At 74.0% G+C, this 23,468-nt stretch carries 19 protein-coding genes and 1 pseudogene; 10 read left to right on the plus strand and 10 right to left on the minus strand.

Annotated features, from left to right (window positions below; genetic code table 11):
• Positions 1–20: 20 nt before the first annotated feature.
• The 8 genes from LC193_RS21920 to LC193_RS21955 form a co-directional block, all read right to left on the minus strand.
• A complete protein-coding gene (locus LC193_RS21920) occupies positions 21–1,301 on the minus strand; it encodes a phosphoribosyltransferase (RefSeq protein WP_226076749.1) in 1,281 nt (426 codons plus the stop codon).
• Between the two features lie 106 nt (positions 1,302–1,407).
• Positions 1,408–2,481 carry a hypothetical protein gene (locus LC193_RS21925; RefSeq protein WP_226076750.1) on the minus strand — a complete coding sequence of 358 codons (1,074 nt, stop codon included), beginning with the start codon at positions 2,479–2,481 and terminating at the stop codon, positions 1,408–1,410.
• Complete coding sequence (locus LC193_RS21930) at positions 2,478–3,764, minus strand: glycosyltransferase family 4 protein (RefSeq protein ID WP_226076751.1); 1,287 nt, start codon at positions 3,762–3,764, stop codon at positions 2,478–2,480. Before LC193_RS21930 ends, LC193_RS21925 begins: the two co-directional genes overlap by 4 nt.
• A gap of 241 nt (positions 3,765–4,005) precedes the next feature.
• The gene (locus LC193_RS21935) at positions 4,006–6,414 is read right to left on the minus strand and encodes a phosphoketolase family protein (protein WP_226076752.1); all 2,409 of its coding nucleotides are present in this window, start codon (positions 6,412–6,414) and stop codon (positions 4,006–4,008) included.
• Between the two features lie 87 nt (positions 6,415–6,501).
• A complete protein-coding gene (locus LC193_RS21940; RefSeq protein WP_226076753.1) occupies positions 6,502–6,906 on the minus strand; it encodes a ChaB family protein in 405 nt (134 codons plus the stop codon).
• An 85-nt stretch (positions 6,907–6,991) separates the two neighbouring features.
• Complete coding sequence (locus LC193_RS21945) at positions 6,992–7,648, minus strand: hypothetical protein (protein ID WP_226076755.1); 657 nt, start codon at positions 7,646–7,648, stop codon at positions 6,992–6,994.
• A gap of 91 nt (positions 7,649–7,739) precedes the next feature.
• Positions 7,740–7,895 (minus strand): hypothetical protein, encoded by a 156-nt coding sequence (locus LC193_RS21950; RefSeq protein WP_226076757.1) that lies wholly within the window; start codon positions 7,893–7,895, stop codon positions 7,740–7,742.
• A gap of 609 nt (positions 7,896–8,504) precedes the next feature.
• Positions 8,505–9,434 (minus strand): hypothetical protein, encoded by a 930-nt coding sequence (locus tag LC193_RS21955; RefSeq protein WP_226076760.1) that lies wholly within the window; start codon positions 9,432–9,434, stop codon positions 8,505–8,507.
• Between the two features lie 320 nt (positions 9,435–9,754).
• On the opposite strand from LC193_RS21955, the gene LC193_RS21960 reads away from it, so the two are divergent.
• The 9 genes and pseudogenes from LC193_RS21960 (at position 9,755) to LC193_RS22000 (ending at position 20,763) form a co-directional block, all read left to right on the plus strand.
• Positions 9,755–12,211 carry a PQQ-dependent sugar dehydrogenase gene (locus LC193_RS21960; RefSeq protein WP_226076763.1) on the plus strand — a complete coding sequence of 819 codons (2,457 nt, stop codon included), beginning with the start codon at positions 9,755–9,757 and terminating at the stop codon, positions 12,209–12,211.
• Positions 12,211–13,626: pseudogene (locus tag LC193_RS21965) on the plus strand (ThuA domain-containing protein); the annotation flags it as partial. The gene LC193_RS21960 and the pseudogene LC193_RS21965, both read left to right, overlap by 1 nt.
• A gap of 344 nt (positions 13,627–13,970) precedes the next feature.
• Positions 13,971–15,032, plus strand: coding sequence for an inositol-3-phosphate synthase (locus LC193_RS21970; RefSeq protein ID WP_226076766.1), 1,062 nt, complete (start codon positions 13,971–13,973; stop codon positions 15,030–15,032).
• Positions 15,029–15,892, plus strand: coding sequence for an SCO3242 family prenyltransferase (locus LC193_RS21975; protein WP_226076769.1), 864 nt, complete (start codon positions 15,029–15,031; stop codon positions 15,890–15,892). Before LC193_RS21970 ends, LC193_RS21975 begins: the two co-directional genes overlap by 4 nt.
• The gene (locus tag LC193_RS21980; RefSeq protein WP_226076772.1) at positions 15,889–16,740 is read left to right on the plus strand and encodes a sugar phosphate isomerase/epimerase family protein; all 852 of its coding nucleotides are present in this window, start codon (positions 15,889–15,891) and stop codon (positions 16,738–16,740) included. The genes LC193_RS21975 and LC193_RS21980 overlap by 4 nt, the downstream gene beginning before the upstream one ends.
• Positions 16,737–17,327, plus strand: coding sequence for an EboA domain-containing protein (locus LC193_RS21985; protein WP_226076776.1), 591 nt, complete (start codon positions 16,737–16,739; stop codon positions 17,325–17,327). The genes LC193_RS21980 and LC193_RS21985 overlap by 4 nt, the downstream gene beginning before the upstream one ends.
• Positions 17,327–18,184, plus strand: a complete 858-nt coding sequence (locus LC193_RS21990; protein ID WP_226076779.1) for a TatD family hydrolase — start codon at positions 17,327–17,329, stop codon at positions 18,182–18,184. Before LC193_RS21985 ends, LC193_RS21990 begins: the two co-directional genes overlap by 1 nt.
• A 6-nt stretch (positions 18,185–18,190) precedes the next feature.
• A complete protein-coding gene (gene eboE / locus LC193_RS21995; RefSeq protein ID WP_226076782.1) occupies positions 18,191–19,372 on the plus strand; it encodes a metabolite traffic protein EboE in 1,182 nt (393 codons plus the stop codon).
• Positions 19,369–20,763: an alkaline phosphatase family protein gene (locus LC193_RS22000; protein WP_226076784.1), complete on the plus strand. Its 1,395-nt coding sequence runs from the start codon at positions 19,369–19,371 to the stop codon at positions 20,761–20,763. Before eboE ends, LC193_RS22000 begins: the two co-directional genes overlap by 4 nt.
• A gap of 42 nt (positions 20,764–20,805) precedes the next feature.
• Here the strand turns inward: LC193_RS22000 and LC193_RS22005 are convergent, their stop codons facing one another.
• Positions 20,806–21,450, minus strand: coding sequence for a response regulator transcription factor (locus tag LC193_RS22005; RefSeq protein ID WP_226076785.1), 645 nt, complete (start codon positions 21,448–21,450; stop codon positions 20,806–20,808).
• Positions 21,441–22,550 (minus strand): sensor histidine kinase, encoded by a 1,110-nt coding sequence (locus tag LC193_RS22010; RefSeq protein WP_226076786.1) that lies wholly within the window; start codon positions 22,548–22,550, stop codon positions 21,441–21,443. The genes LC193_RS22005 and LC193_RS22010 overlap by 10 nt, the downstream gene beginning before the upstream one ends.
• A gap of 192 nt (positions 22,551–22,742) precedes the next feature.
• Between LC193_RS22010 and LC193_RS22015 the strand changes: the two genes are divergently transcribed.
• Complete coding sequence (locus tag LC193_RS22015; protein WP_226078848.1) at positions 22,743–23,333, plus strand: DedA family protein; 591 nt, start codon at positions 22,743–22,745, stop codon at positions 23,331–23,333.
• Positions 23,334–23,468 lie beyond the last annotated feature (135 nt).

Below are 23,468 nucleotides of genomic sequence, written 5' to 3' on the forward strand. Positions count from 1 at the left end.
GCGGCGCCTGACGGGCCCGCTCAGCGGGCGGCGGGTGCGAGGTGGCGCAGGAACCAGTCCCTGGCCAGCTCGGCGACCTGGGACAGCGCGCCCGGCTCCTCGAACAGGTGGGTCGCGCCGGGGACCACCGACAGCTCGTGCTCGGCCGGGCCGAGGGAACGCCGCGCGCTGTGGTTCAGCTCGATGGCCTGCGGGTCGTTCCCGCCGATGATCAGCAGGGTGGGCGCGGTGACGTCCGCGAGGCGTTCGCCCGCGAGGTCGGGCCGCCCGCCCCGGGAGACGACGGCCGCCACGGGCGAGCCCGGCTCGGCGGCGGCCCAGAGGGCGGCGGCGGCGCCGGTGCTGGCGCCGAACCAGCCGACCGGCAGCGAGGCGCCCGGCCCCTCGGGCGCGGCGGTCAGCCACGCGGTGGCGTCCGCGAGCCGCCCGGCGAGCAGGCCGATGTCGAACACGTTCGCGCGGTCGGCCTCCTCCTCGTCCGTCAGCAGGTCGAACAGCAGCGTGCCGAGGCCCGCGCCGTTCAGCGCGTCCGCGACGAACCGGTTCCTCGGGCTGTGCCTGCTGCTGCCGCTGCCGTGCGCGAACACGACCATCCCGACGGCGTCAGCCGGCACCGTCAGCTCCCCGCCGAGGCGCACCCGGCCGGCCGGCACGGCGACCTCCCGGCTGTTGCCGCGCCGCAGGCAGGCGACGACCTCGTCGTCGGTCGTGGGCCTGAAGTCGCGGTAGAACTGGCCCACCGCCATGAAGTCCGCGGGCCGTTCCGGGCAGACGAACGCGTCCGCGTCGGCGCGCACGCCCCCGTCGTCCCCGCCCGGGGCCACCGGGACGGCGAGCACGATCCGTCGCGCGTGGCGCTGGCGCGCGGAACGGCACGCGGCGCGCGCCGTGGCGCCCGTCGCGATCCCGTCGTCCACGATCACCACCGTGCGCCCCGCCACCGAGAGCGGCGGCCGGCCGCCGCGGTAGGCGTGGGCGCGCCGCGCCAGTTCGGCGCGTTCCGCTGCCTCGACGGACGCGAGTTCTTCCTCGCCCGCGCCGGTGGCGCGCAGCACGCGCTCGTTGAGTACCCGCGCGCCGGGGTCTTCGGCGATCGCGCCCAGCGCCACCTCGGGCTGGGCGGGCGCCCCGAGCTTGCGCACCACCTCGATGTCCAGCGGGGCGTGCAGCGCGGACGCCACCTCGGCGGCGACCGGGACCCCGCCCCTGGGCAGTCCGAGGACCACCACGTCCTGGTCGCGCAGGTCCCGCAGCTCGTGCGCGAGCCGCCGGCCCGCGTCGGCCCGGTCGGCGTAGATCATCGCGTCCTGCCCTTCTGCCGTGTCCTGCTGCTCGGTTCCGCGGGACCGCGCCGGCCCCGCGCGCCGCCGCCGCCGGGGTGCGACCGCCGCGCGCCGTCCGCGCCCCTCACCGCGGTGGCTCCGCGGACGGTGGCGTGACCTGCACCGACAGGTCGTTGTCCAGCGTGTAGTAGGGGCGGAACGTGACGCCGCCCGCCTCGGTGTCCGGGTACACGAACACCGCCTTCTTGTCCGCGACGTCGTCGAGCAGCCGGGCCACGCGGACCCTGCGGGCCTTGAGCGACGGCTTCACGAACACGTCCCACACGGCCGGCGGCCCCGGCTCGGGCACGGGCGTGAGCGCCGCCCAGGCGGCGGTGAACGAGAAGGCGCCGTCGCCCTCGTCGCGCAGCGGCACCTTGGCGGTGGTGGCGCCGCCGCAGCCGCGCAGCCGCAGCACGGCCGCGCCGCCGAGGCCCGCGGCGGCCCCGAACAACCGCCCCCGCACGGCGAACCCTTCCGCGGTCACCCGCAGCTCGCCCGCCTCGGCGAGCGCCGGGCGCAGCCAGGCCCGCACGGCGAAGTAGCCGTCCTTGGTCGCGTAGGGCAGGCGCACGGCCAGCGGGCGTCCGCCGGGGGCGTGCGCAGCTGCGCCCCCGGCGAGGACGCGCAGGTCGCGCACGCCCGGCACGACGCGCTGCCGCGGCGCGCCGGGCGCGTCGCACACGAACGCGTCCCAGCGGCCCTCGGCCAGCGCCGGTGCCTCGGGCACCTCGGCGTGCCAGCGGCCCGGCGCGCCCGGCGCGGGGCGCAGCGGCAGGGCGTGCGCGACGGTTTCCTGCGCGCCCTTCGCGGGGCGCAGGGCCAGGTGCAGCACCGGTGCCGCCGCGTCGCGCAGCCCGCGCAGCGTGACGGTCAGGCGGCCGTCGGCGTCCAACGCGCTGTCGGCACGCGGCAGTTTGTCCTTCGGCGTGCGGTCCTCCGGCGTCCTGTCCCGCGAGGCGCCGTCCTCGGACGTGCTGTTTCCCGGCGTGCTGTTCTCGGGCCTGCTGTTTTCCGGCGCGCTGTTCTCCGGCATGCCGTCCTCCGAAGGGCGGTCGTCCGGCGCGTGTCCCGGGCGCCGGGCACCGGCCGCCCCGCCCGGCGCGCCGCCGTTGCCCCGCCCGTCGCGCGGGGTGCCCCCCGGGATGCTTCCGCTCATCGGCCGTCGCCCTTCCGCACGGTGCGCAGCGTGGTCACGCCGAGCGCGACCACCGCGTCCTTCATCGCGTGTCCGCGGCTGACCACCGAGGCGGCCAGCCGCCGCCCGGCCGCCGCCCTCGCCCTGACCAGGGAACGGGCGCGGCGGGCCCTCCGCGTCTCCGCCAGGCCGGCGAACAGCGCCTCCGCCTGCTCGACGACCGGCACCGGGTCGAAGCGCCGCGCGTGGTCGAGCGCGGCCCTGCCCATGCGCCGCCGCAGGTCGTCGTCGCGGATCAGGTCCAGGAGCGCCGCGGCCAGCGCGTCCCGGTCGCCGACCGGCACCAGCCGGCCGTCCACGCCGTCGTCGATGATCTCGGCCGGTCCGTAGGGGCAGTTCGTGGACACCACGGGAAGACCGCAGCGCATCGCCTCGACGATGGTCATGCCGAACGGCTCGAAGCTCGACGTCACGGCGGCGATGGAGCCCTTCACCCACTCGGCCTCGATGGGCGAGGCGGTGCCCATGAGGAACACGTTGTTGTACAGGCCCAGGTCCTCGATCAGCCGGCGGAGCCTGGCCTGCTCCTCGCCCCGGCCGTAGATCCGCAGCCGCCAGTCGGGCCGTTCCGCCGCCACGGCGGCGAACGCGCGGATCAGCAGGTCGTGCCGTTTGGAGCGCACCAGCCGCCCGGCCGCGACGACGATGCGCCCGCTGCCGTCGGCCGGCGGCAGCGCGGGCTCGGGAACGCTGTTGGGCAGGGCCGTGACCTGCACGCCCGGCAGCCGCATCTTGCGCCGGTACGCCTCGGCGTCCGCGTGCGTGACGGTCGTGAGCGCGTCGAGGCGCGGGTAGACGCGGCGCAGTTCGCCGCGCAGCGCCGCCGGGTGGTTGTCGAGGGTCAGGTGCTCCTGCCCGACGCGCACGGCGTGCTTCGGGCCCTGGAGGGCGAGGTGCACGTTGAGGCCGGGGCGGGTGCCGACCACGACGTCGGAGTCGAGCGCGGACAGGCACGCGCCGATCCGCTGGTCCGTCAGTTCGCTGTACTGGTGGTAGCGGTACTCGGACGCGGGGAAGACCCGCGCCGGCCGTTGGCGTGCCGGGTGGTCGCGTTCCGTCCGCAGGTCGATCAGGTGCCGCAGTCGCACGTTCGTGCCCAGGGTGAACGTGGGTTCCTCGCGGTGCCGGTGCACGGAAATGATCTCGACCTCGTGCCGTTCGGCCAGGGCCTGGGCGAGATTGAACGTCGTCTTGATGGTGCCCCCGATCCCGTAGCCGTTGTGGAGGAGGAAGGAGATCTTCATGCGGGCGTACACCTCATTGGCAAGCGCACGGTTGACCGGCGTCGGGTTGGGGGGTCACGCGTCGGGAGGCCGCTTCCGCGCCGGGTCGGGGGCGCGGGGGAGCCGCTGCGGACGCGCGGAGCGCCGGCCCGTGGCCTGCCGGGGGAGCGGGGGGCGCGCCGTGCTCACGAAGGTAGCGCAGCCGGGAGGGTGGTTCCCGCCGCGCACGCCCCGCGCGCGGTCTTTCCGCCCGCCGGGCGGATCAGCCGCGCGCACCCCAGCTCCAGTCCTCGACCTCGGGCAGGTCCCTCCCGTGCTCGCGGATCCAGCGGTCGTGCCGGCCGCGCGTGTCGGCCATGAGCTGCCGCACGCGCGCCGCCCGCACCGCGAGCCCGGGCACGCGGTCGATCACGTCCATCACGAGCCGGTAGCGGTCCAGGTCGTTGCGCACCACCATGTCGAACGGCGTCGTCGTGGTGCCCTCCTCCACGTAGCCGCGCACATGCAGGTCGGCGTGGTTCGCCCGCCGGTACGTCAGGCGGTGGATCAGCCACGGGTAGCCGTGGTAGGCGAAGATCACCGGCCGGTCGCGCGTGAACAGGGCGTCGTAGTCGTGGTCGGACATCCCGTGCGGGTGCACCCCGGGCGGCATCAGGCGGGCGATGTCGACGACGTTCACCACCCGGACGGCCAGGTCCGGCAGGTGGCACCGCAGCAGGTCGGCGGCTGCCACCACCTCCTGCGTGGGCACGTCGCCCGCGCAGGCGAGCACCACGTCGGGCTCGCGGTCCGCCGACTCAGAGCCGGCCCACTCCCAGATCCCGGCGCCCCGCGCGCAGTGCGCCCGCGCCTCCTCAAGCCCGAGCCAGTCGAAGCACGGCTGCTTGCCCGCGACGACGACGTTCACGTAGTCCCGGCTGCGCAGCACGTGGTCGGCGACCGCGAGCAGCGTGTTCGTGTCGGGCGGCAGGTAGACGCGGACGACTTCGGGGCTCTTGTTCAGCACGTGGTCGACGAAGCCCGGGTCCTGGTGGGAGAAGCCGTTGTGGTCCTGCCGCCACACGTGCGACGTCAGCAGGTAGGTCAGGGAGGCCACGGGCCGGCGCCACGGCAGCCGGCGCGAGGTGCGCAGCCACTTGATGTGCTGGTTCGCCATCGAGTCGACGATGTGGACGAACGCCTCGTAGCTCGCGAACAGGCCGTGCCTGCCCGTCAGCAGGTACCCCTCAAGCCAGCCCTGGCACAGATGCTCGGAGAGTACTTCCATCACCCGGCCGCCGCGCGCCAAGTGCTCGTCGACCGGCAGGGTCTCGGCGTCCCACGCCTTGTCGGTGGCGCCGTACACCGCCTGGAGCCGGTTGGACGCCGTCTCGTCCGGGCCCACGAGGCGGAAGTCGCGGCGTTCCGCGGTCGCCTTGATCAGCTGTTCGAGCAGGCCCCCGAGAACTTCCGTCGGCTCGTGCCGCGTGCCGCCCGGCGCGTCGACCTCGACCGCGTGGTCCGCGAGCGGGGGGACGGGCAGCGCCCGCAGCAGCGTACCCCCGTTGGCGCGCGGATTCGCGCCCAGCCGCCGCGTTCCCACCGGTACGTGCGCCAGAACGCCGTCGACCGGGCCGCCGTCCGCGCCGAACAGCTCCTCGGGCCGGTACGAACGCAGCCACTCCTCAAGCAGCCGCAGGTGCTCGGGGTTGTCGCGGGCGGCACCGAGCGGGATCTGGTGCGACCGCCAGGTCCCCTCGACCTTGACCCCGTCGACCTCGGCCGGGCCCGTCCAGCCCTTCGGCGTGCGCAGCACGATCACCGGCCAGCGCGGCCGGTGCGTCGCGCCCTCCCGGCGCGCGGCCTGCTGGATCGCGGTGATCCGTTCGAGGGCGGACTCCATGGCCCAGGCCAGTTCGCGGTGCACCTCGGCCGGCTTCTCGCCCGAGACGTGCAGCGGGTAGTGGCCGTAGCCGCGCAGCAGGTCGTCGAGTTCCGACTCGGGCAGCCTGGCCAGGAGCGCCGGGTTCGCGATCTTGTAGCCGTTGAGGTGCAGGATCGGCAGCACCGCGCCGTCGTGCACCGGGTCGAGGAACTTGTTCGAGTGCCAGGACCCCGCGAGCGGGCCGGTCTCGGCCTCGCCGTCGCCGATCACGCAGGCCACCAGCAGGTCCGGGTTGTCGAACGCGGCGCCGTACGCGTGAGCGAGTGAGTACCCCAGCTCGCCGCCCTCGTGGATCGATCCCGGCGTCTCGGGCGCGACATGGCTCGGGATGCCGCCAGGGAATGAGAACTGCCTGAACAGCCGCGCCATGCCTGGCTCGTCCCGCGTGACGTCCGGATAGGTCTCGGTGTAGCTGCCGTCGAGCCAGGCGTTCGCCACCACGGCCGGGCCGCCGTGGCCCGGGCCCCACACGCAGATGGCGTCGAGGTCGTGCGCGCGGATCAGCCGGTTCAGGTGCGTGTGCACGAGGTTGAGCCCCGGCGACGTGCCCCAGTGGCCGAGCAGCCGCGGCTTCACGTGGTGCGGGCGCAGCGGCTCTTTCAAGAGCGGGTTGTCCATCAGGTAGATCTGGCCGGCGGACAGGTAGTTCGCCGCCCGCCAGTGCGCGTCGAGCGCCGCCGCCTCGGCGGCGTCGAGCCGGAAGAAACGGTCCTGCTGATCGTGCCGGTCGTTGGTGTCACGCGACATCCGCAACGGCCCTTTCCTGGTCTCGTCCGTGGTCGTCCGCAGGCGGGGCGGGGGAGCGGCGGGGCGCCCGGCCCGGCCGGGGCCGTCTCAGCCGTCGCGCGCCTCGCGCGTCCGCGAGCGGTTCGCCCGCCGGACCGCCGACAGCAGCTCAGACCTGTCCATGCGGGAGCGGCCCGCGACGCCCAGGCGTTTGGCCAGCTCGTACAGGTGCTGCTTGGTGGCCTGCTCGTCCACGCCCTCACCGCTGCGCCCGCCGACCTGGCGTGGCCGCGCGGACCGCGGGTCGGACGGGCCCTTGCGGCGCTTCTCCTTGCGCTCCCAGTGGTCGCCGACCTTCTCGTGGGTGTGCTTCAGCGCCCCGTAGGCGACGCGGTGGGCCCGCCGGCCCTCGCCGTACTCCCGCACCGCCGAATCGTGTGCCTTGATCCAGGTCCGCTGTGCGGAACGGGGTGACCGTTCCAGCGTCGAGGGCAGCTCCTGGCGTCCAGGCATGGTCTCTCACCTCCGTGTCCTCGGCCGGACCCCGGCGAGTACCCCGGGCGGGGCCGAGGAAACGGCGGGCGGCCAGGCCGAGGAGTCAGCCGGTGAGCCGTTCCGGCCGTCCCTCGACGAGCCCGGACTCCTCCAGACACCCGAGCCCGTCGGCGACAGCCCGCGACACGGAGTTCAGGATGTTGATGCCGGGCGGCGGACCGGAGGACAGCAGCAGACCCGAGTACAGGCGGGCCACCACGTACTTCTGCGGCTCCGAGTCACTCCCGCAGGGGAAGTAGATGCTCGTCGAGCCCGTCGTCTGGGCGTAAGCGAGGTGGCCGGTTCTGAACCCGATGTGCAGGAGGTCAAGCTCGGCGTCCGCCGGCGGCGCCGATTCCCTCCAGCTGAACGACATGTCGATCAGGGGGCGGTCGTCGCCGCCGACGTAGACGCGGCAGAAGGGATAATGGCCGGGCGTCCTCTGCCCGAACGCGTCGAGGAACGTGGCCAGGCTGACGCGGGGCTCCGAGGTGTAGCGCCCTTCGTTGAACCGCGTTGCCCCGGTCGTCCCCTCCAGGTCGCCCGCGGCGGACTCGGTGAGGGTGCTGTCGCAGACCTCGGCGGCCGGTATTCCGGCTGTGCTCGTCTCGTCGTCGCCCTCGCCATCGCCCTGTGTGCACGAGGTCAGTGCGAGGAGTGCCACGGATGCCAGGGCGAAACGGACTCGCGGGCCCAGCGACTTCGTGAACTTCTCAGTCACGGTAGATCCCTCCCGTCGTCTTGCCGTTCTCGCGATGCGCCGGGCGCAGTGGTGCTTCGAGCAGCACGCCGACTTCCGTCCGGCCGAGGAGTCAGCCGGTGAGCCGTTCCGGCCGTCCTTCGACGAGCCCGGACTCCTCCAGACACCCGAGCCCGTCGGCGACGGCCCGCGACACGGAGTTCAGGATGGTGATGGTGGAATCGGTTCCGGCGTGGGCTTCCATATGGCCGATGAGTCGGGCCGACATGGTGCTCTTTGGTCCGCTGTCCGTTGCGCAAGGGAAAAAAATCTGGGCCGACCTCGGTCTCGCGTAAGAAAAGGCACCGGTGCGATAGGCGGATGTCTCCTGCGCCGGTCCGGGATCTGCTGGTATTGGCTCGGTCCAGCCGAACTCCACCCTCAAGAGCGGTCGAGTCTCATCTGCTCGGTAGATGAAACAGAAGAACTTGGTGCCTTCAGGTGATGAGCGCAACATCTCGGTAAATGCGCGCACATCGGCTGGAGGTCTGGTGGAAAGGTGGGTCTCTTTGAACTCCTTTGTGAATGCCATCCTTTCGAGGTGTGAGGCGGCAGTCGCGTCGAGTGTGCCGTCGCAGACCTGCGCCGCTGACCTGGTGAGTTCCCCTGGGCCTTTGTTCTCTGCGTCATTCTTCTGCGAGCAGCCGGCAACTGCGATGAGTAGTGTGCAGAGCGCTGCCCGGAGGGGGCGGCGCCCTGCCCTTGCGAAGGGGATGCTATCCACGATAAATTCTGCCCATCGTCTCGCCGTTCTCGTAGGAATCGGCAGCTCTGTAATGGACCCTGCCTGCCGGCCAAGGGCTTTTGAGCAACAACGCCGACCCTCTGCGGAATGGTTTCAGCCGGTGCGCCGTTCCGGCCGTCCTTCGACGAGCCCGGACTCCTCCAGACACCCGAGCCCGTCGGCGACGGCCCGCGACACGGAGTTCACAATGGAGATCTGGAGAGGGCCGGCCCCCTGACTGGAATCGTAGAGACGCGCAGAGATGACGCTGCCCGATGCCCCCTCGACCCGACAGGGGAAGTAGATACTCGTTGTGTTCCCGTCCGTGAAGGCGGAAGCCCCAGTGTCAAACAGCATGTGGCCGGGCTCGGGGGTGAAGTCGGCGGGTGCTTCCTCTGTCCAGCCGAAGGCCGTGGTCGCGAAATCCAACTTCTCCTGCGGGAGGTAAATGCGGCAGAAATTTTCGTGGCCGAAGTCGGAAGCGCGAAGCGTCGTCAGAAATTCCTCCAGATCGACTGGGGGCGCCGACGGAACTGTGGATTCTCTGAATTGCTGGGTGCCGGTCAGTGTTCGCAGATCGGTGGCGGCCGGTTCATTGAGGGTGCCGCCACAGATGCTTTCGGCGGAGATCAGAGGTGCCTCCGAGGGGGCCGGCTGCTCGTCGCTTGGTGAGCAGGACGCCACCGTGAGCATGACGAGAACGAGGCAAGGTAACGCAAGGGCGATCTTGGCGCGGACACTCCGGAAGGCAGGGTTACCCACTGTGCCGCCGAGCGCGAACACGTGCTGCGTCTGGCTCGGCGTCGCGTGTGCGGTCTCGTGCGCGCCGAGGGCGGACAGGTGCGGTGGGCCCGCGCGGTCGAGCGCGTCGGCCAGTGCGTCCGCGCCCTGCCCGACCGCCGCCAACTGCTCACCGCGCAGCTCCAGATCGGGCGCGGCGCCCTGGCCCTCCGCGCTGTTCAGCCGGGTGGCTGGGACCGGCGCGGTGCTCGTGTCCCTGGCCGCGGCGTGAAGGCCGGCCCACTCCTCGTCGAACGACGGCATGGCACCCCCCGTTGCCTGTCTCTCCGTCAGGATGTGCGAACTCATCGTAGCCGAGCGCTCGGACACCGGTCAGGGCGGTGCGAGGCCGCGGGGGGCGGGACTTTGTCCCTTCGCTGGATGAAGTTTGTCCTTCTTGTTTCAAAGGGGTTTCCACTGGCGGGGAAAGTCGTTACCGTCCCTGTTGTGTACCGGTCACTTCGGGATCGCGTGGCCACCCCTCGTCCACCGGCCGCGTAGTCCCCCCGGCGCGGCGGCGCGCGCCTGTGCCAGACGAAATCCCCCCACAACCGTGTGCTCATCGGAGGACGCGCGTGCACAGGATGACAAGAAGGATTCTCGCCGCACTGGCCGGCGGCGTGCTCGCCCTCACGGGCTCGCCCGCGCTGGCCGCCGCACCCCCACCCGCCGCCGCGGTGCCCGCGGCGGACGGCCGGGCGCCGGAGGACACCGCGCCCGCCGCCGAGTTCCAGCAGGTCGCCCTTGCCAAGGGCGAGGCCGAGATGGGCGAGCCGATGTCGCTCGCCGTGCTGCCCGACCTGTCCGTGCTGCACACCTCGCGCGACGGCACCGTGCGGCGCACCGACGCCGCGGGCAGCACCGAGGTCGTCGGCACGCTGGACGTCTACGCCCACGACGAGGAGGGCCTGCAAGGCATCGGCGTGGACCCGGACTTCGAGCAGAACCGTTTCATCTACCTCTTCTACGCGCCGCCGCTCGACACGCCGGCGGGCGACGCGCCGACGGAGGGCGCGCCCGAGGACTTCGCGCCGTTCGAGGGCGTCAACCGCCTCTCGCGCTTCGTGCTCGACGAGGACCACAGGATCGACCTCGCCAGCGAGACCGCGATCCTCGACGTCCCGGCGAGCCGCGGCCAGTGCTGCCACGTCGGCGGCGACATCGACTTCGACGCCGAGGGCAACCTCTACCTGTCCACCGGCGACGACACCAACCCGTTCGCCTCCGACGGGTACACGCCCATCGACGAACGGGCCGAGCGCAACCCGGTGTTCGACGCGCAGCGCACCTCGGCCAACACCAATGACCTGCGCGGCAAGGTGCTGCGGATCACCGTCGGCGAGGACGGCGGCTACACGATCCCGCCGGGCAACCTGTTCGCCGAGGGCGCCGAGGGCACCCGCCCGGAGATCTACGCGATGGGCTTCCGCAACCCGTTCCGGATGAGCGTGGACCGGGCGACCGGCGTCGTCTACGTCGGTGACTACGGCCCCGACGCGGGCGCGGCTTCCCCGTCCCGGGGCCCGGGCGGGCAGGTCGAGTTCAACCGGATCACCGGTCCCGGCAACTTCGGCTGGCCCTACTGCACCGGCGACAACGACGCGTACATCGACTACGACTTCGCGGACGGGAGTTCGGGCGCCGCGTTCGACTGCGCCGCCCCCGTGAACGAGTCGCCGCACAACACGGGACTGGCCGAGCTGCCGCCCGCGCAGCCCGCGTGGATTCCCTACGACGGCACCTCGGTGCCCGAGTTCGGCGGCGGCTCGGAGTCCCCGATGGCCGGGCCCGTCTACCGGTACGACCCCGGCCTCGACTCGGACGTGAAGTTCCCCGAGGCGTACGACGGGCAGTTCTTCGCGACCGAGTACGGCCGCCGCTGGATCAGGAACATCGATCTGGAGGCGGACGGCACCATCAACTCCATCAACGAGTTCCCCTGGTCGGGGACCCAGGTGATGGACAGCGCCTTCGGCCCCGACGGCGCCCTGTACGTCCTGGACTACGGCACCGGCTACTTCAGCGGCGACGAGAACAGCGCCCTGTACCGCATCGAGCACGTGACCGACGGCCGTTCGCCCGTCGCGGAGGCGTCCGGCGCCCCCACCTCGGGGCCCGCGCCGCTGGCCGTGGCGTTCTCCTCGGAGGGCAGCGGCGACCCCGACGGCGATGCCATCACCTACGCCTGGGACTTCGGGGACGGCGCGACCTCGACCGAGCCCCACCCGACCCACACCTACGAGGAGAACGGCGACTACACGGCCGAACTCACCGTCACCGACGCCACGGGCCGCACCGGCTCCGCCTCCGTGCCCGTCACCGTCGGCAACACCGCGCCCACCGTCGAACTCGTCCTGCCCGCCGCCGGGCAGCTCGTGGACTTCGGCGACGCGGTGCCGTTCGAGATCGAGGTCTCCGACCCCGAGGACGGCGCGATCGACTGCTCGCGGGTCACGCTCAGCTTCGTGCTCGGCCACGACAGCCACGGCCACAAGCTGACCGAGACCACGGGCTGCTCCGGCACCCTCCAGACCCTCGCGGACGGCGAACACGACCCGAACGCGAACATCTTCGGCATCTTCGACGCCGAGTACACCGACTCCGGCGGCCTGACCACGCACCACCAGGTCATCACCCAGACCCGCACCCGCCAGGCCGAGCACTTCGGCGACAGCAGCGGCGTCGAGATCAGCGAGCACGCCACCGCGCACGGCGGCCGTGCGGTCGGCTGGGTCGACGACGGCGACTGGATCGCCTTCACCCCCTACCTCCTGTCCGACGCCACCGAGTTCACCGCGCGCGTCGCCTCCGGCGGGGCGGGCGGCACCATCGAGATCCGCGCCGACTCGCCCACGGGCCCGCTCCTCGGCTCCGTGGACGTGGCCCCCACCGGCGGCTGGAACGTCTACGAGGACGTCACCACCGCACTGACCGACCCGCCCGACGGCACCATCGCGCTGCACCTGGTCCTCACCGGGCCGACCGGCCGCGGCGCACTCTTCGACATCGACGACTTCACCTTCGGCACCGGGAGTCCGTGATGATCCACAGCACCCCAAGCGCCCACCCCCCGCGCCCCACCCGGCGCACCCGACTCGCCCGCCGGCTCGCGCCCCTGGCCGCCTGCGGCCTGGTGTGCGCGGCGGCCCTGCCCACCGCGCTGGCCGACGGCGCGTCCTCCGAGGAAACGCCGGCCGCCGCCATCCCCGCCGCCCACACCAAGGGAACGGGGGGCGACGCGGCCTTCGACGTGCTCGTCTTCTCCAAGACCGCCGGCTTCCGGCACGACTCCATCGAGGACGGCGTCGCCGCGCTCCGGGCGCTGGGCGCCGAGCACGGCTTCTCCGTCACCGCGACCGAGGACTCCACGGCGTTCACGCCCGAGAACCTGGCGCGGTACGAAGTGGTGTCGTTCCTGTCCACGACGGGCGACGTGCTCAACGACGCGCAGCAGACCGCGTTCGAGGGCTGGATCAACGACGGCGGGGGATACGTCGGCATCCACGCGGCGGCCGACACCGAGTACGACTGGGAGTGGTACAGCGGCCTCGCCGGGGCGCTGTTCCATTCGCATCCGCACATCCAGCCCGCCACGATCGACGTCGAGGACCGGGCCCACGACGCCACCGCGCACCTCGGGGAGACCTGGGAGCGCACCGACGAGTGGTACGACTACCGCACCAACCCGCGCGATTCCGCCCGCGTCCTGGCCTCACTCGACGAATCGAGCTACACCGGCGGCCAGATGGGCGACCACCCGATCGCGTGGTGCAAGGAGTACGACGGCGGGCGGGCGTTCTACACGGGCGGCGGGCACACCTCCGAGTCCTTCACGGAGCCGGACTTCGTGCGCCACCTGCTCGGCGGCATCCGCTGGGCGGCCGGTGAGACCCAGGCCGACTGCCGCCCCGAGACCGGCTACAGGACGCTGTTCGACGGGAGCGGAACGGACGGCTGGTCGCAGGCGGGGCCGGGCGAGTTCGTGCTCGGCGAGGACGGCACCCTCACCACCGAGGGCGGCATGGGCATGCTGTGGTACGAGGCGGAGGAGTTCGCGTCGTACTCGCTCAAGCTCGACTGGCGCCTCGACGGGGACGACAACTCGGGCGTCTTCGTCGGCTTCCCCGCCTCGGACGACCCCTGGTCGGCCGTGAACAACGGCTACGAGATACAGATCGACGCCACCGACGCGCCCGAGCGCACCACGGGCGCCGTCTACACGTTCCAGTCGGCCGACATCGAGGCCCGCGACGCCGCGCTGAACCCGCCGGGGGAGTGGAACACCTACGAACTGCGCGTCGAGGGCGAGCGGCTGCGGATCTTCCTCAACGGCGTCCTGATCAACGACTTCACCAATACCGATCCCGCACGTAGCCTGACGCAGGGCCACATCGGCCTCCAGAACCACGGTGCCGAGGACACCGTCAGCTTCCGGAACGTCCGCGTTCTCGAACTCCCCTGAGCCGCCAGGTCCCCACGAGTCCCCGGTCCCCCACACACACCCCACACGTCCCCGGTCCCCCCACGAGTCCCGAGACATCCCCGACGATCCCCACAGCCCCGTCTCCGCCGCGAGGGGCGGCGGCGACGGTTCCGGCCCTGACGGCCGGTGACGGCGGCGCGGGTGGTGACGCCGAACCCACCCCGCCGCCGCGAACCCCCCGGTGCCAGGCCGCGCCGAACCCGGCCGGGCACCGGGGGCCCCTTGCGTCGAAGTTCGGCGAAGTTGTTGGAAGTCGCTGGAATTCGTCGGAGTTCGTCGCTTTTCTTTGCACTCCACACGGAGGAGGAGGGCCACCCGTGACCACCGCAACCACCGCGCGCACCGGCCTCTGGCTCATCGGCGCCCGCGGCTCCGTCGCCACCACCACCATCGCGGGGCGGGCCGCCCTGGCCGCCGGGCTGACCCCGCCGACCGGGATGGTGACCGCCCTGCCGCCGTTCGCCGGGATCGGCCTGCCGGAGCTCGACCACCTGGTCGTCGGCGGGCACGACATCGTCGACGTGCCGCTGGCCAAGCGCGCCGAGCAGCTCGTCGCGGGCGGGGTGCTGCCGCACGGGCTGCCCGCCGCCGTCGCCGCCGAACTCGCCGCGGCCGACGAGGAGATCCGCCAGCCCGGCGACGACCCGGCCGCCGACATCGCCGACTTCGCCCGCCGCCACGGCCTGGACCGCACGGTCGTGGTCAACGTGGCGAGCGCCGAGACCGATCCCGCGATCAGCACCGGCTACGCCACCGCCGCCATCGAGGCCGGCTGCTCCTACGTCAACTTCACGCCCGCGACCGGCATGCGCGCCCCGGGACTGGCCGAACGCGCCCTGGCCGCCGGGCTCCCGCACGCCGGGCGCGACGGCAAGACCGGGCAGACGCTGCTGCGGGCCGCCCTGGCCCCCATGTTCGCGCAGCGCGCCCTGACCGTGCGGTCCTGGTCGGGCACCAACCTGCTCGGCGGCGGCGACGGCGCCGCCCTCGCCGACCCGGCCGCCGCCGCGGCGAAGAACGCGGGCAAGGAGCGGGTGCTCGCCGACAACCTCGGCGCCGTGCCGGAAGGCGCCGTGCACATCGACAACGTGCCCGCGCTCGGGGACTGGAAGACGGCGTGGGACCACGTCGCGTTCGAGGGGTTCCTCGGGGCCCGCATGGTCCTCCAGACCATCTGGGAGGGCTGCGACTCCGCGCTCGCCGCGCCCCTCGTGCTCGACCTGACCCGCCTGGTCGCCCGCGCGCACGCCGCCGGCCTGGCGGGGCCCGTGCCGGGGCTCGGGTTCTTCTTCAAGGACCCGGACGCGGGCCCCGCCGCGCTCGGGGACCAGTACCAGGAACTGCTCGGCCTGGCGCGGACGCTGCGGACGGCGCCGTGAACCGCGCCTGGGCCGAACTGGTCCGCGGCCCCGCCGCGCTCACCGTCCCGGGCGACATCGTGGCGGGCGCCGCCGCCGCGGGCGGCGCCCCGGCCCGCCGCGTCGCCCTCGCCGCCGCCTCGTCCGTGTGCCTGTACTGGTCGGGCATGGCGCTCAACGACTGGGCCGACCGCGACATCGACGCCCACGAACGCCCGGGCCGTCCCATCCCGTCCGGCCGCGTCCGGCCCGCCGCCGCCCTCGGCGCGGCCACCGGGCTCACCGCCGCGGGGCTCGCCCTGGCCGCCGCGCACTCCAGGGCCGCCCTGGCCGCAGCGGGCGCCGTCGCCGCCACCGCCTGGGCCTACGACCTGGGCGCCAAGCACACCAAGGCGGGTCCCGCCGCCATGGGCGCGGCCCGCGCCCTCAACGTCGTGCTCGGCGCCACCTCGGGCGCCGCCCCCCACCGCGCCCTGCCCGCCGCGGCCGTCGTCGGCGCGCACACCGCGGCCGTCACCACCCTGTCCCGGCACGAGGCGCACGGCGGGCCGCGCTCCGCGCCGCTCGCCGCCCTGGCCGCCGCCCTCGGCACGGCCGCGGCCGTCGCCGCCCCGGCCCGCGCCGCGGGCCCCGCGCCGCAGCGCGCCGGAACGGCGGCCGGCGCCGCCGCGTACGTGCTGACCACCGCGCCGCCGCTGCTGCGCGCCGCCCGCGAGCCCAGCGGGCCGCTCGTGCGGCAGGGCGTGGTCGCGGGCCTGTCGGCCCTGGTGCCGCTCCAGGCGGCGCTCGCGGCCCGCGCCGGCCGGCCGGGCGCCGTTCCCGCGCTGCTCGCGACGCTCGCCGCGGCCCGGCGCCTGTCCCGGAAGGTCACTCCCACATGATCGGCGGGCAGCTGCGCTTCGCCTACGGCACCAACGGCCTGGCCGACCTGCGCCTGACCGACGCGCTCGGCCTGCTGGCCGACCTCGGCTACCAGGGCGTCGCGCTCACCCTCGACCACATGCACCTCGACCCGTGCGCCCCGGACCTGGCCCGCCGCACCGCCGAGGTGGCCCGCGCGCTGGAACGCCTCGGGCTGGCCGTCGCCGTCGAGACGGGCGCCCGTTACGTGCTCGACCCCACCGCCAAGCACGGGCCCGCGCTCCTCGACCCTGACCCGGCCGCCCGCGCGCGCCGCACGGCCCTGCTGGCCGACGCGGTGCGGGTGGGCGCCGACCTGGGCGCGACGGCCGTCCACTGCTTCAGCGGGCGCGTGCCGCCCGGCACGGGCGAGGCGGAGGCGTGGCGGCGGCTGGCCGGCGCACTCGCGCCCGTGCTCGACCTCGCCCAGGGCGCGGGCGTGCCGCTGGCCGTCGAGCCGGAGCCGGGGATGCTGGTCGACACGCTCGCCGCGTTCCACCGGCTGCGCCGCGACCTCGACGGCGTCCGGCTCACGCTCGACCTGGGCCACTGCCACTGCCTCGAACCCGACCCCGTGCCCGACTGCGTCGCCGCCGCCGCGCCGTGGACCGCCCACGTGCAGATCGAGGACATGCGGCGCGGCGTGCACGAACACCTGCCGTTCGGCGAGGGCGAGATGGACTTCCCGCCCGTGCTCGCCGCCCTGGACGCCACCGGGTACGCGGGCCTGGTGTCCGTCGAACTGCCGCGCCACTCGCACGCCGGTCCCGAACTGGCCCGCCGATCCCTCGACTTCCTCACCTCAGCCCAACGGGAGGCCATCGCGTGACCGACCGGAACGACCCCGCGGGCGCCCAGCACCCCGCAGAGCAGCAGCTCACGCCGCGGGCCCGCGCCTGGCTCGCGGGCGTGCTCGGCACGGAGAACTGGGAGGCCGCGTTCACCTCGGCCGGCCGCCACGCCGGGCGCGACGCCGCCGACGCCGCCCGCGCGGAGCTGCTGCGCGCCGCGCGCGCCGGCGCGGACACCGTCGCGCGCCTGTACCACCGGGGCGACGCCGCCGAACGCCGCGCCGTGCTGCGCGCCCTGCCGGACCTGCCGGTGGGCGACGCCGCGCGCCCGCTGGTCGAGGACGCCCTGCGCACCAACGACCCGCGCCTGATCGCCGCCGCCGTCGGCCCCTACGCGGCCCGCCACCTCGACCAGCACCTGTGGCGGCACGCGGTGCTGAAGTGCCTGTTCACCGGCGTCCCCGTCACCGCCGTCGCAGGACTCGCCGACCGCGCGGACGCCGAACTCGCCCGCATGCTCACCGCGTTCGCGGCCGAACGCACCGCCGCCGGGCGCCCCGTCCCGCCCGACGTGCACCACGCCCTCGCCCTCTGCCCGCCGCCCGCGCCCGCCCCGGAGGTCTGATGCGCATCTTCGATCCCCACATCCACATGACCTCCCGCACCACCGACGACTACGAGCGGATGCGCGCGGCCGGGGTGGCCGCCGTCGTCGAGCCCTCGTTCTGGCTCGGCCAGCCCAGGACCTCGGCCGCCAGCTTCCTCGACTACTTCGACTCGCTGCTCGGCTGGGAGCCCTACCGCGCCGCCCAGTACGGCATCGCGCACCACTGCACGCTGGCCCTCAACCCCAAGGAGGCCAACGACCCGCGCTGCACGCCCGTGCTGGAGGAGCTGCCCCGCTACCTGGAGAAGGACAACGTCGTCGCCGTCGGTGAGATCGGCTACGACTCCCTCACGCCCGCCGAGGACGAGGCGCTGGCCGCCCAGCTCGAACTCGCCGCCCGCCACGGCCTGCCCGCCCTCGTGCACACCCCGCACCGGGACAAGGCCGCGGGCCTCGAACGCACCCTCGCCGTCCTCGCGGAGTCCGAACTGCCGCCCGAGCGCGTCGTCCTCGACCACCTGAACGAGACCACCGTGGACCGCGCCAAGGACAGCGGCTGCTGGATGGCGTTCTCCGTCTACCCCGACACGAAGATGGACGAGCGCCGCACGGTGGCCGTGCTGCGCCGCCTCGGCCTTGAGCGGATGCTGGTCAACTCGGCCGCCGACTGGGGCAGGAGCGATCCGCTCAAGACCCGCCGCGTCGCGGACGCGATGCTGGCCGACGGGTTCACCGAGGACGACGTGGACCTGGTCCTGTGGCGCAACCCCGTCGCGTTCTACGCCCAGAGCGGTCGCCTCGACCTCGAAGAACGCGCCGTGCCCGAGGACTGGGAGGGCAACTCCATCCTGCGCGGCGCCCCCGCGGGGCGGTGACGCGCCGTGCGCCTGCGCCACCCCGACGGCTCCACCGTCCACCTCGCCTACTGCACCAACGTCCACCCGGCCGAGACGCTCGACGGCGTGCTCGCGCAACTGCGCGACCACTGCGAGCCGGTGCGCCTGCGCCTTGGCCGCGACCGGCTCGGCATCGGCCTGTGGCTGGCCCGCGACGCCGCGCGCGTCCTTGTGGCGGACGCCGCCGCGCGCCGCGCCCTGCGCGAGGCGCTGGCCCGCCACGGCCTGGACGTGGTGACGCTCAACGGCTTCCCCTACCGCGGGTTCGGCGGCGAACGCGTCAAGTACGCCGTCTACTCGCCCGACTGGACCAGCCGCGACCGGCTCGACCACACCGCGGACCTCGCCGAGATCCTCGCCGGGCTGCTGCCGGACGACGAGCGGGAAGGCACCATCTCCACCCTGCCGCTCGCCTGGCGCACCCCGTTCACGCCCGAGGACCGGCAGCGCGCCCTCGCCCACCTGACCGAGCTGTCGGAACGCCTCGACGACCTCGCGGCGCGCACCGGCCGCTCCATCCGCGTCGCGCTCGAACCCGAACCCGGCTGCACCGTGGAGACCACCGCCCAGGCCGCCGACGCGCTGACGGGCCCGGGCGCCCCGCCCGCCCACCGCGTCGGGGTCTGCCTGGACACCTGCCACCTGGCCACCGCGTTCGAGGACCCGGATGCGGCCGTGGACGGCCTGGTCGCGCGCGGCGTTCCCGTGGTCAAGGCGCAGCTGTCGGCCGCGCTGCACGCCGAGCACCCGGACCGGCCCGACGTGCGCGCCGCGCTGGCCGAGTTCGACGAGCCCAGGTTCCTGCACCAGACGAGGGAGCGCGCGCCGGGCGGCGTCCTGGGCCGCGACGACCTCGACGCCGCGCTGTCGGGTCCCGACCCGCTGCCGGGCCGCGACCCGTGGCGCGTCCACCTCCACGTGCCGCTGCACGCGACGCCCGACCCGCCGCTGGCCTCCACCCTTCCGCACCTCACCCGGGCCCTGACCCGCCTGGTCGGCGGGGAACGCGCGCTGACCCGCCACCTGGAGGTGGAGACCTACACCTGGCAGGTGCTGCCGCCCGCGCTGCGACCCCGCACGCCTGGGCAGCTCGCGGACGGCATCGCCGCCGAACTCTCCCTCGCCCGCGACCTGCTGACCGGCCTCGGCCTCAAGGAGCTGACATGACCCGCCCGCTCGTCGTGCTCGACGTCGTCGGCCTCACCCCGGCGCTCCTCGACCACATGCCGCGCCTGGCCGCGCTCGCCCGCGCCGGCTCGCGCGCCCCGCTCGGCACCGTGCTGCCCGCCGTGACGTGCTCCGCGCAGGCCACGTTCCTGACCGGCGCGCCGCCCGCCGAGCACGGCATCGTCGGCAACGGCTGGTACTTCCGCGGCGTGGGCGACGTGCTGCTGTGGCGGCAGCACAACGCGCTGGTCGGCGGCGAGAAGATCTGGGACGCCGCGCGCCGGGCGCGACCCGGCTACACGGTCGCGAACGTCTGCTGGTGGTACGCGATGGGCGCCGACACCGACTTCACCGTCACCCCGCGCCCCATCTACCACGCCGACGGCCGCAAGGACCCCGACTGCTACACGAGGCCCCCCGCGCTGCACGACGAACTGGTCAGCCGCTACGGCCCGTTCCCCCTGTTCCAGTACTGGGGGCCGACCGCGTCCATCGCCTCGTCCCGCTGGATCGCGGCGGCGGCCAGGCACATCATGCGCACAGAACGCCCCGACCTGACCCTCGTCTACCTGCCCCACCTGGACTACGACCTGCAACGCCACGGCCCCGACAGCCCGCAGGCGCGCGCCGCCGCGGGCGAACTGGACGCGGAGATCGGGCCGCTGCTCGACGCGGCGCGCGAGCGGGACGCGATCGTCGTCGTGCTGTCCGAGTACGGCATCACGCCGGTCAGCAGGCACGTCGACATCAACCGGGCGCTGCGCCGCGCCGGGCTCCTCGACGTGTACACGCAGGCCGGGATGGAGTACCTCGACCCGTGGGTCTCGCGCGCGTTCGCCGTGGCCGACCACCAGGTGGCGCACGTCTACGTGCGGCGGCCCGAGGACACCGAGCGCGCCCGCGAGGTGGTCGCGGGGCTGCCGGGCGTGGCCGAGGTGCTCGACGAGGAGGGCAAGAAGCGGCACGGCCTCGACCACGAACGCGCGGGCGAGCTGGTGGCCGTCGCCGAGCCCGACGCGTGGTTCACGTACTACTACTGGCTGGACGACGCGCGCGCCCCTGACTGGGCCGCGACCGTCGACATCCACCGCAAGCCCGGCTACGACCCCGCGGAGCTGTTCTTCGACCCGGAGGACACGTTCGCCAAGGCCAGGGCCGCCGCCGCCCTGGTCCGCAAGAAGGCCGGGCTGCGCTACCGCATGAACGTCGTCCCGCTCGACCCGTCCTGCGTCCGCGGCAGCCACGGCAGGCTGCCGGCCGACGAGCGCCACCAGCCGGTGCTGCTGTGCTCGGAGCCGGACGCGCTCGGCGGCGAGGAGGTCGCGGCCACCGGCGTCAAGGCGTTCCTCCTCGGGCTCCAGGGCCTGGCGGACGCCGACGCGGCGGTGTGACCCGCCCGGCCGCGAGGCCGGGCGGCCGGGCGGCCCGCCGCGTCACGAGCCGAGGTAGCGCAGCACCGCGAGGACCCGGCGGCTGTAACCGCCGGTCCGCGGCAGGCCGAGCTTGTCGAAGATGGCGTTGATGTGCTTCTCCACCGCGCTGCGCGACACCCACAGCCGCCCGGCGATGGCCGCGTTCGTGTGGCCCTGCGCCATGAGGTGCAGCACCTCGTGCTCCCTGGGCGTGAGCCGGGCCAGCGGGTCGCCGTGCGAGCTGCGGGCCAGCAGCCGCCGCACCACCTCGGGGTCGAAGGCGGTGCCGCCGGCGGCGACCCGTTCCAGCGCGTGCAGGAACTCCTCGACGTCGACCACCCGGTCCTTGAGCAGGTAGCCGACGCCGGACGGCTCGCCCGACAGCAGCTCGGCGGCGTACCTGCCCTCCACGTACTGCGACAGCACGAGCACCGGGGTGCCCGGCCGCCGGCGGCGGATCTCCAGCGCGGCGCGCAGGCCCTCGTCCGTGTGCGTCGGCGGCATGCGCACATCGATCACGGCCACGTCGGGCGGGTCCTGGCCGACGGCGGCGAGCAGCGCGTCCCCGTCGCCGACGGCGGCCGTGACCTCGTGCCCCTCGTCGGCCAGCAGCCGGATCAGGCCCTCGCGCAGCAGCGTCGAGTCGTCCGCGAGGATCACGCGCACGGCAGCTCCGCGCTGATCACCGTGGGCCCGCCGGGCGGGCTGCGCACGCCGAGCCGTCCGTCGAGCGCGGCCGCGCGCCTGGCCAGGCCGGTCAGTCCGCCGCCCGCCGGGTCGGCGCCGCCGCGCCCGTCGTCGCGCACGCGCACCGTGAGGGCCGGGGCGTCATCCGGCAGGTCGAGCCGCACGTCGACGCGCCGCGCCCCCGAGTGCTTGACCGCGTTGGTGATCGCCTCCGAGACCACGAAGTACGCGACGGCCGCGACGTCCCGCGGGGGTTCGGCCGGCACCCGGTAGTCGAGCCCGACCGGCAGCGGGGAACGCTCCGCGACCGCTTCGAGCGCCGCGCGCAGCCCCGCCTCGTCCAGCAGCGCGGGGTACACCCGCCAGGCGACGTCCCGCAGCTCGGCCAGGGCCTGCCTGGTCTGCTGCTGCGCCTGGTGGATCAGGTCGTCGCCGCCAGGACCCGTGCCGCCGTGGCGGCGGGCCCGGCCGAGCAGCATGCCGAGCGCGACCAGCCGCTGCTGCACGCCGTCGTGCAGGTCGCGTTCGATGCGGCGGCGCTCCTCGTGCACCGCCGCGACGACTCCCGCCCTGCTCTCGGCCAGTTCCTCGATGCGCCGCTCCAGCGCCTGCCGCCTGGTGGGGCCGAGGAAGCGCCGCACGAGGGCGGCCTCGAACGCCGCCACCGCGTACGCGGCGCAGGCCGCGAGGAACAGCAGGAACGAGCCCCCGACGCCGCTGGGCATCACCAGGTGCCAGCGGTCGTAGTAGAAGGGCCAGCCCCACACGAGCAGCGACGCGTACGCGGCGCCGACCAGGGCCGAGACCAGCACGAGCGCGCCGAGCAGGCCGAGGGGCAGGCGGGCCGCGAGATAGCGCAGCGCGGCGCGCGGCGGAACGGGCCCGGCCGCCGGCGGCACCCCGCCGAGCAGCCGCTCGACCCGGTGCCGTTCCCCGGTGGCCAGCCGCACCGCCGCGGCCCGGCCCGCGCGCGGGCGCAGCGCGGCCAGCGCCAGCACCGCGAGCGCGGGCGGGACGGTGGCCGCGCCGGCCGCGAGGCCGGCGGCCATCCGCGTCCAGCGGTGCAGCGCGTGTCTCACGCCCCAGAGGCTAGCCGCGGAACGCGCCGGGCCGTACTGCGGTTTTCCGCAAGGGTCCCGTGGGGCGGCCCGCATGGTCCGCCGCCGAGGGGGCTTTGTAGCGTTCGCTGTGTGAATCCATCCACCGTTCCCGTGACCCTGGCCGAGTCCTCCGAAGATCCCGGCGGCATCGCCGGGTGGGCCACCGACCTCATGGAGACCCTCGGCGCCCCGGGCGCCGGGGCGGCCATCGCCTTGGAGAACCTGTTCCCGCCGCTGCCGAGCGAGGTGATCCTGCCGCTGGCGGGCTTCACCGCGAGCCGCGGCGACATGAGCCTGTGGGCCGCGCTGGTCTGGACCACCCTCGGGTCGGTCGTCGGCGCGCTGGCGCTGTACTGGGTGGGTGCGCTGCTCGGCCGCGAGCGGCTGATCGCCATCGCGGAGAAGCTGCCGCTGGTCAAGGTCGCCGACATCGAGAAGACGGAGGCGTGGTTCGCCAAGCACGGCACGAAGGCGATCTTCTTCGGCCGCATGATCCCCATCTTCCGAAGTCTCATCTCCGTCCCCGCGGGGGTGGAGCGGATGCCGGTCGGGATCTTTTTGCTGCTCACGACGCTGGGCAGCGCCATCTGGAACACCATCTTCGTCCTGGCCGGGTACCGCCTCGGCGAGGACTGGGAGCGGGTCACCGACCTGGTCTCCGTCTATTCGAAGGTCGTGCTCGTGGTCGTCGCCCTGGGCGTGGTGGCGTTCATCGCCTTCCGCGTGGCGCGGCCGGGCGGGGGCAAGCGCCGCGCCTCCTGAACGCGCCGAGCGCGGGCGCGTGCGCTGTGTGACGGTCTGTTCACCCTATGGAGTGGAATAGCTCGCTTTCGGCCATCCGGGTGTACCGGGCTGTGCTCTCATGAAGGGGCAGCCCGGGTGATCCATTGACAACTC

The organism is Streptomyces marincola (genome assembly GCF_020410765.1).
Taxonomy (GTDB): domain Bacteria; phylum Actinomycetota; class Actinomycetes; order Streptomycetales; family Streptomycetaceae; genus Streptomyces; species Streptomyces marincola.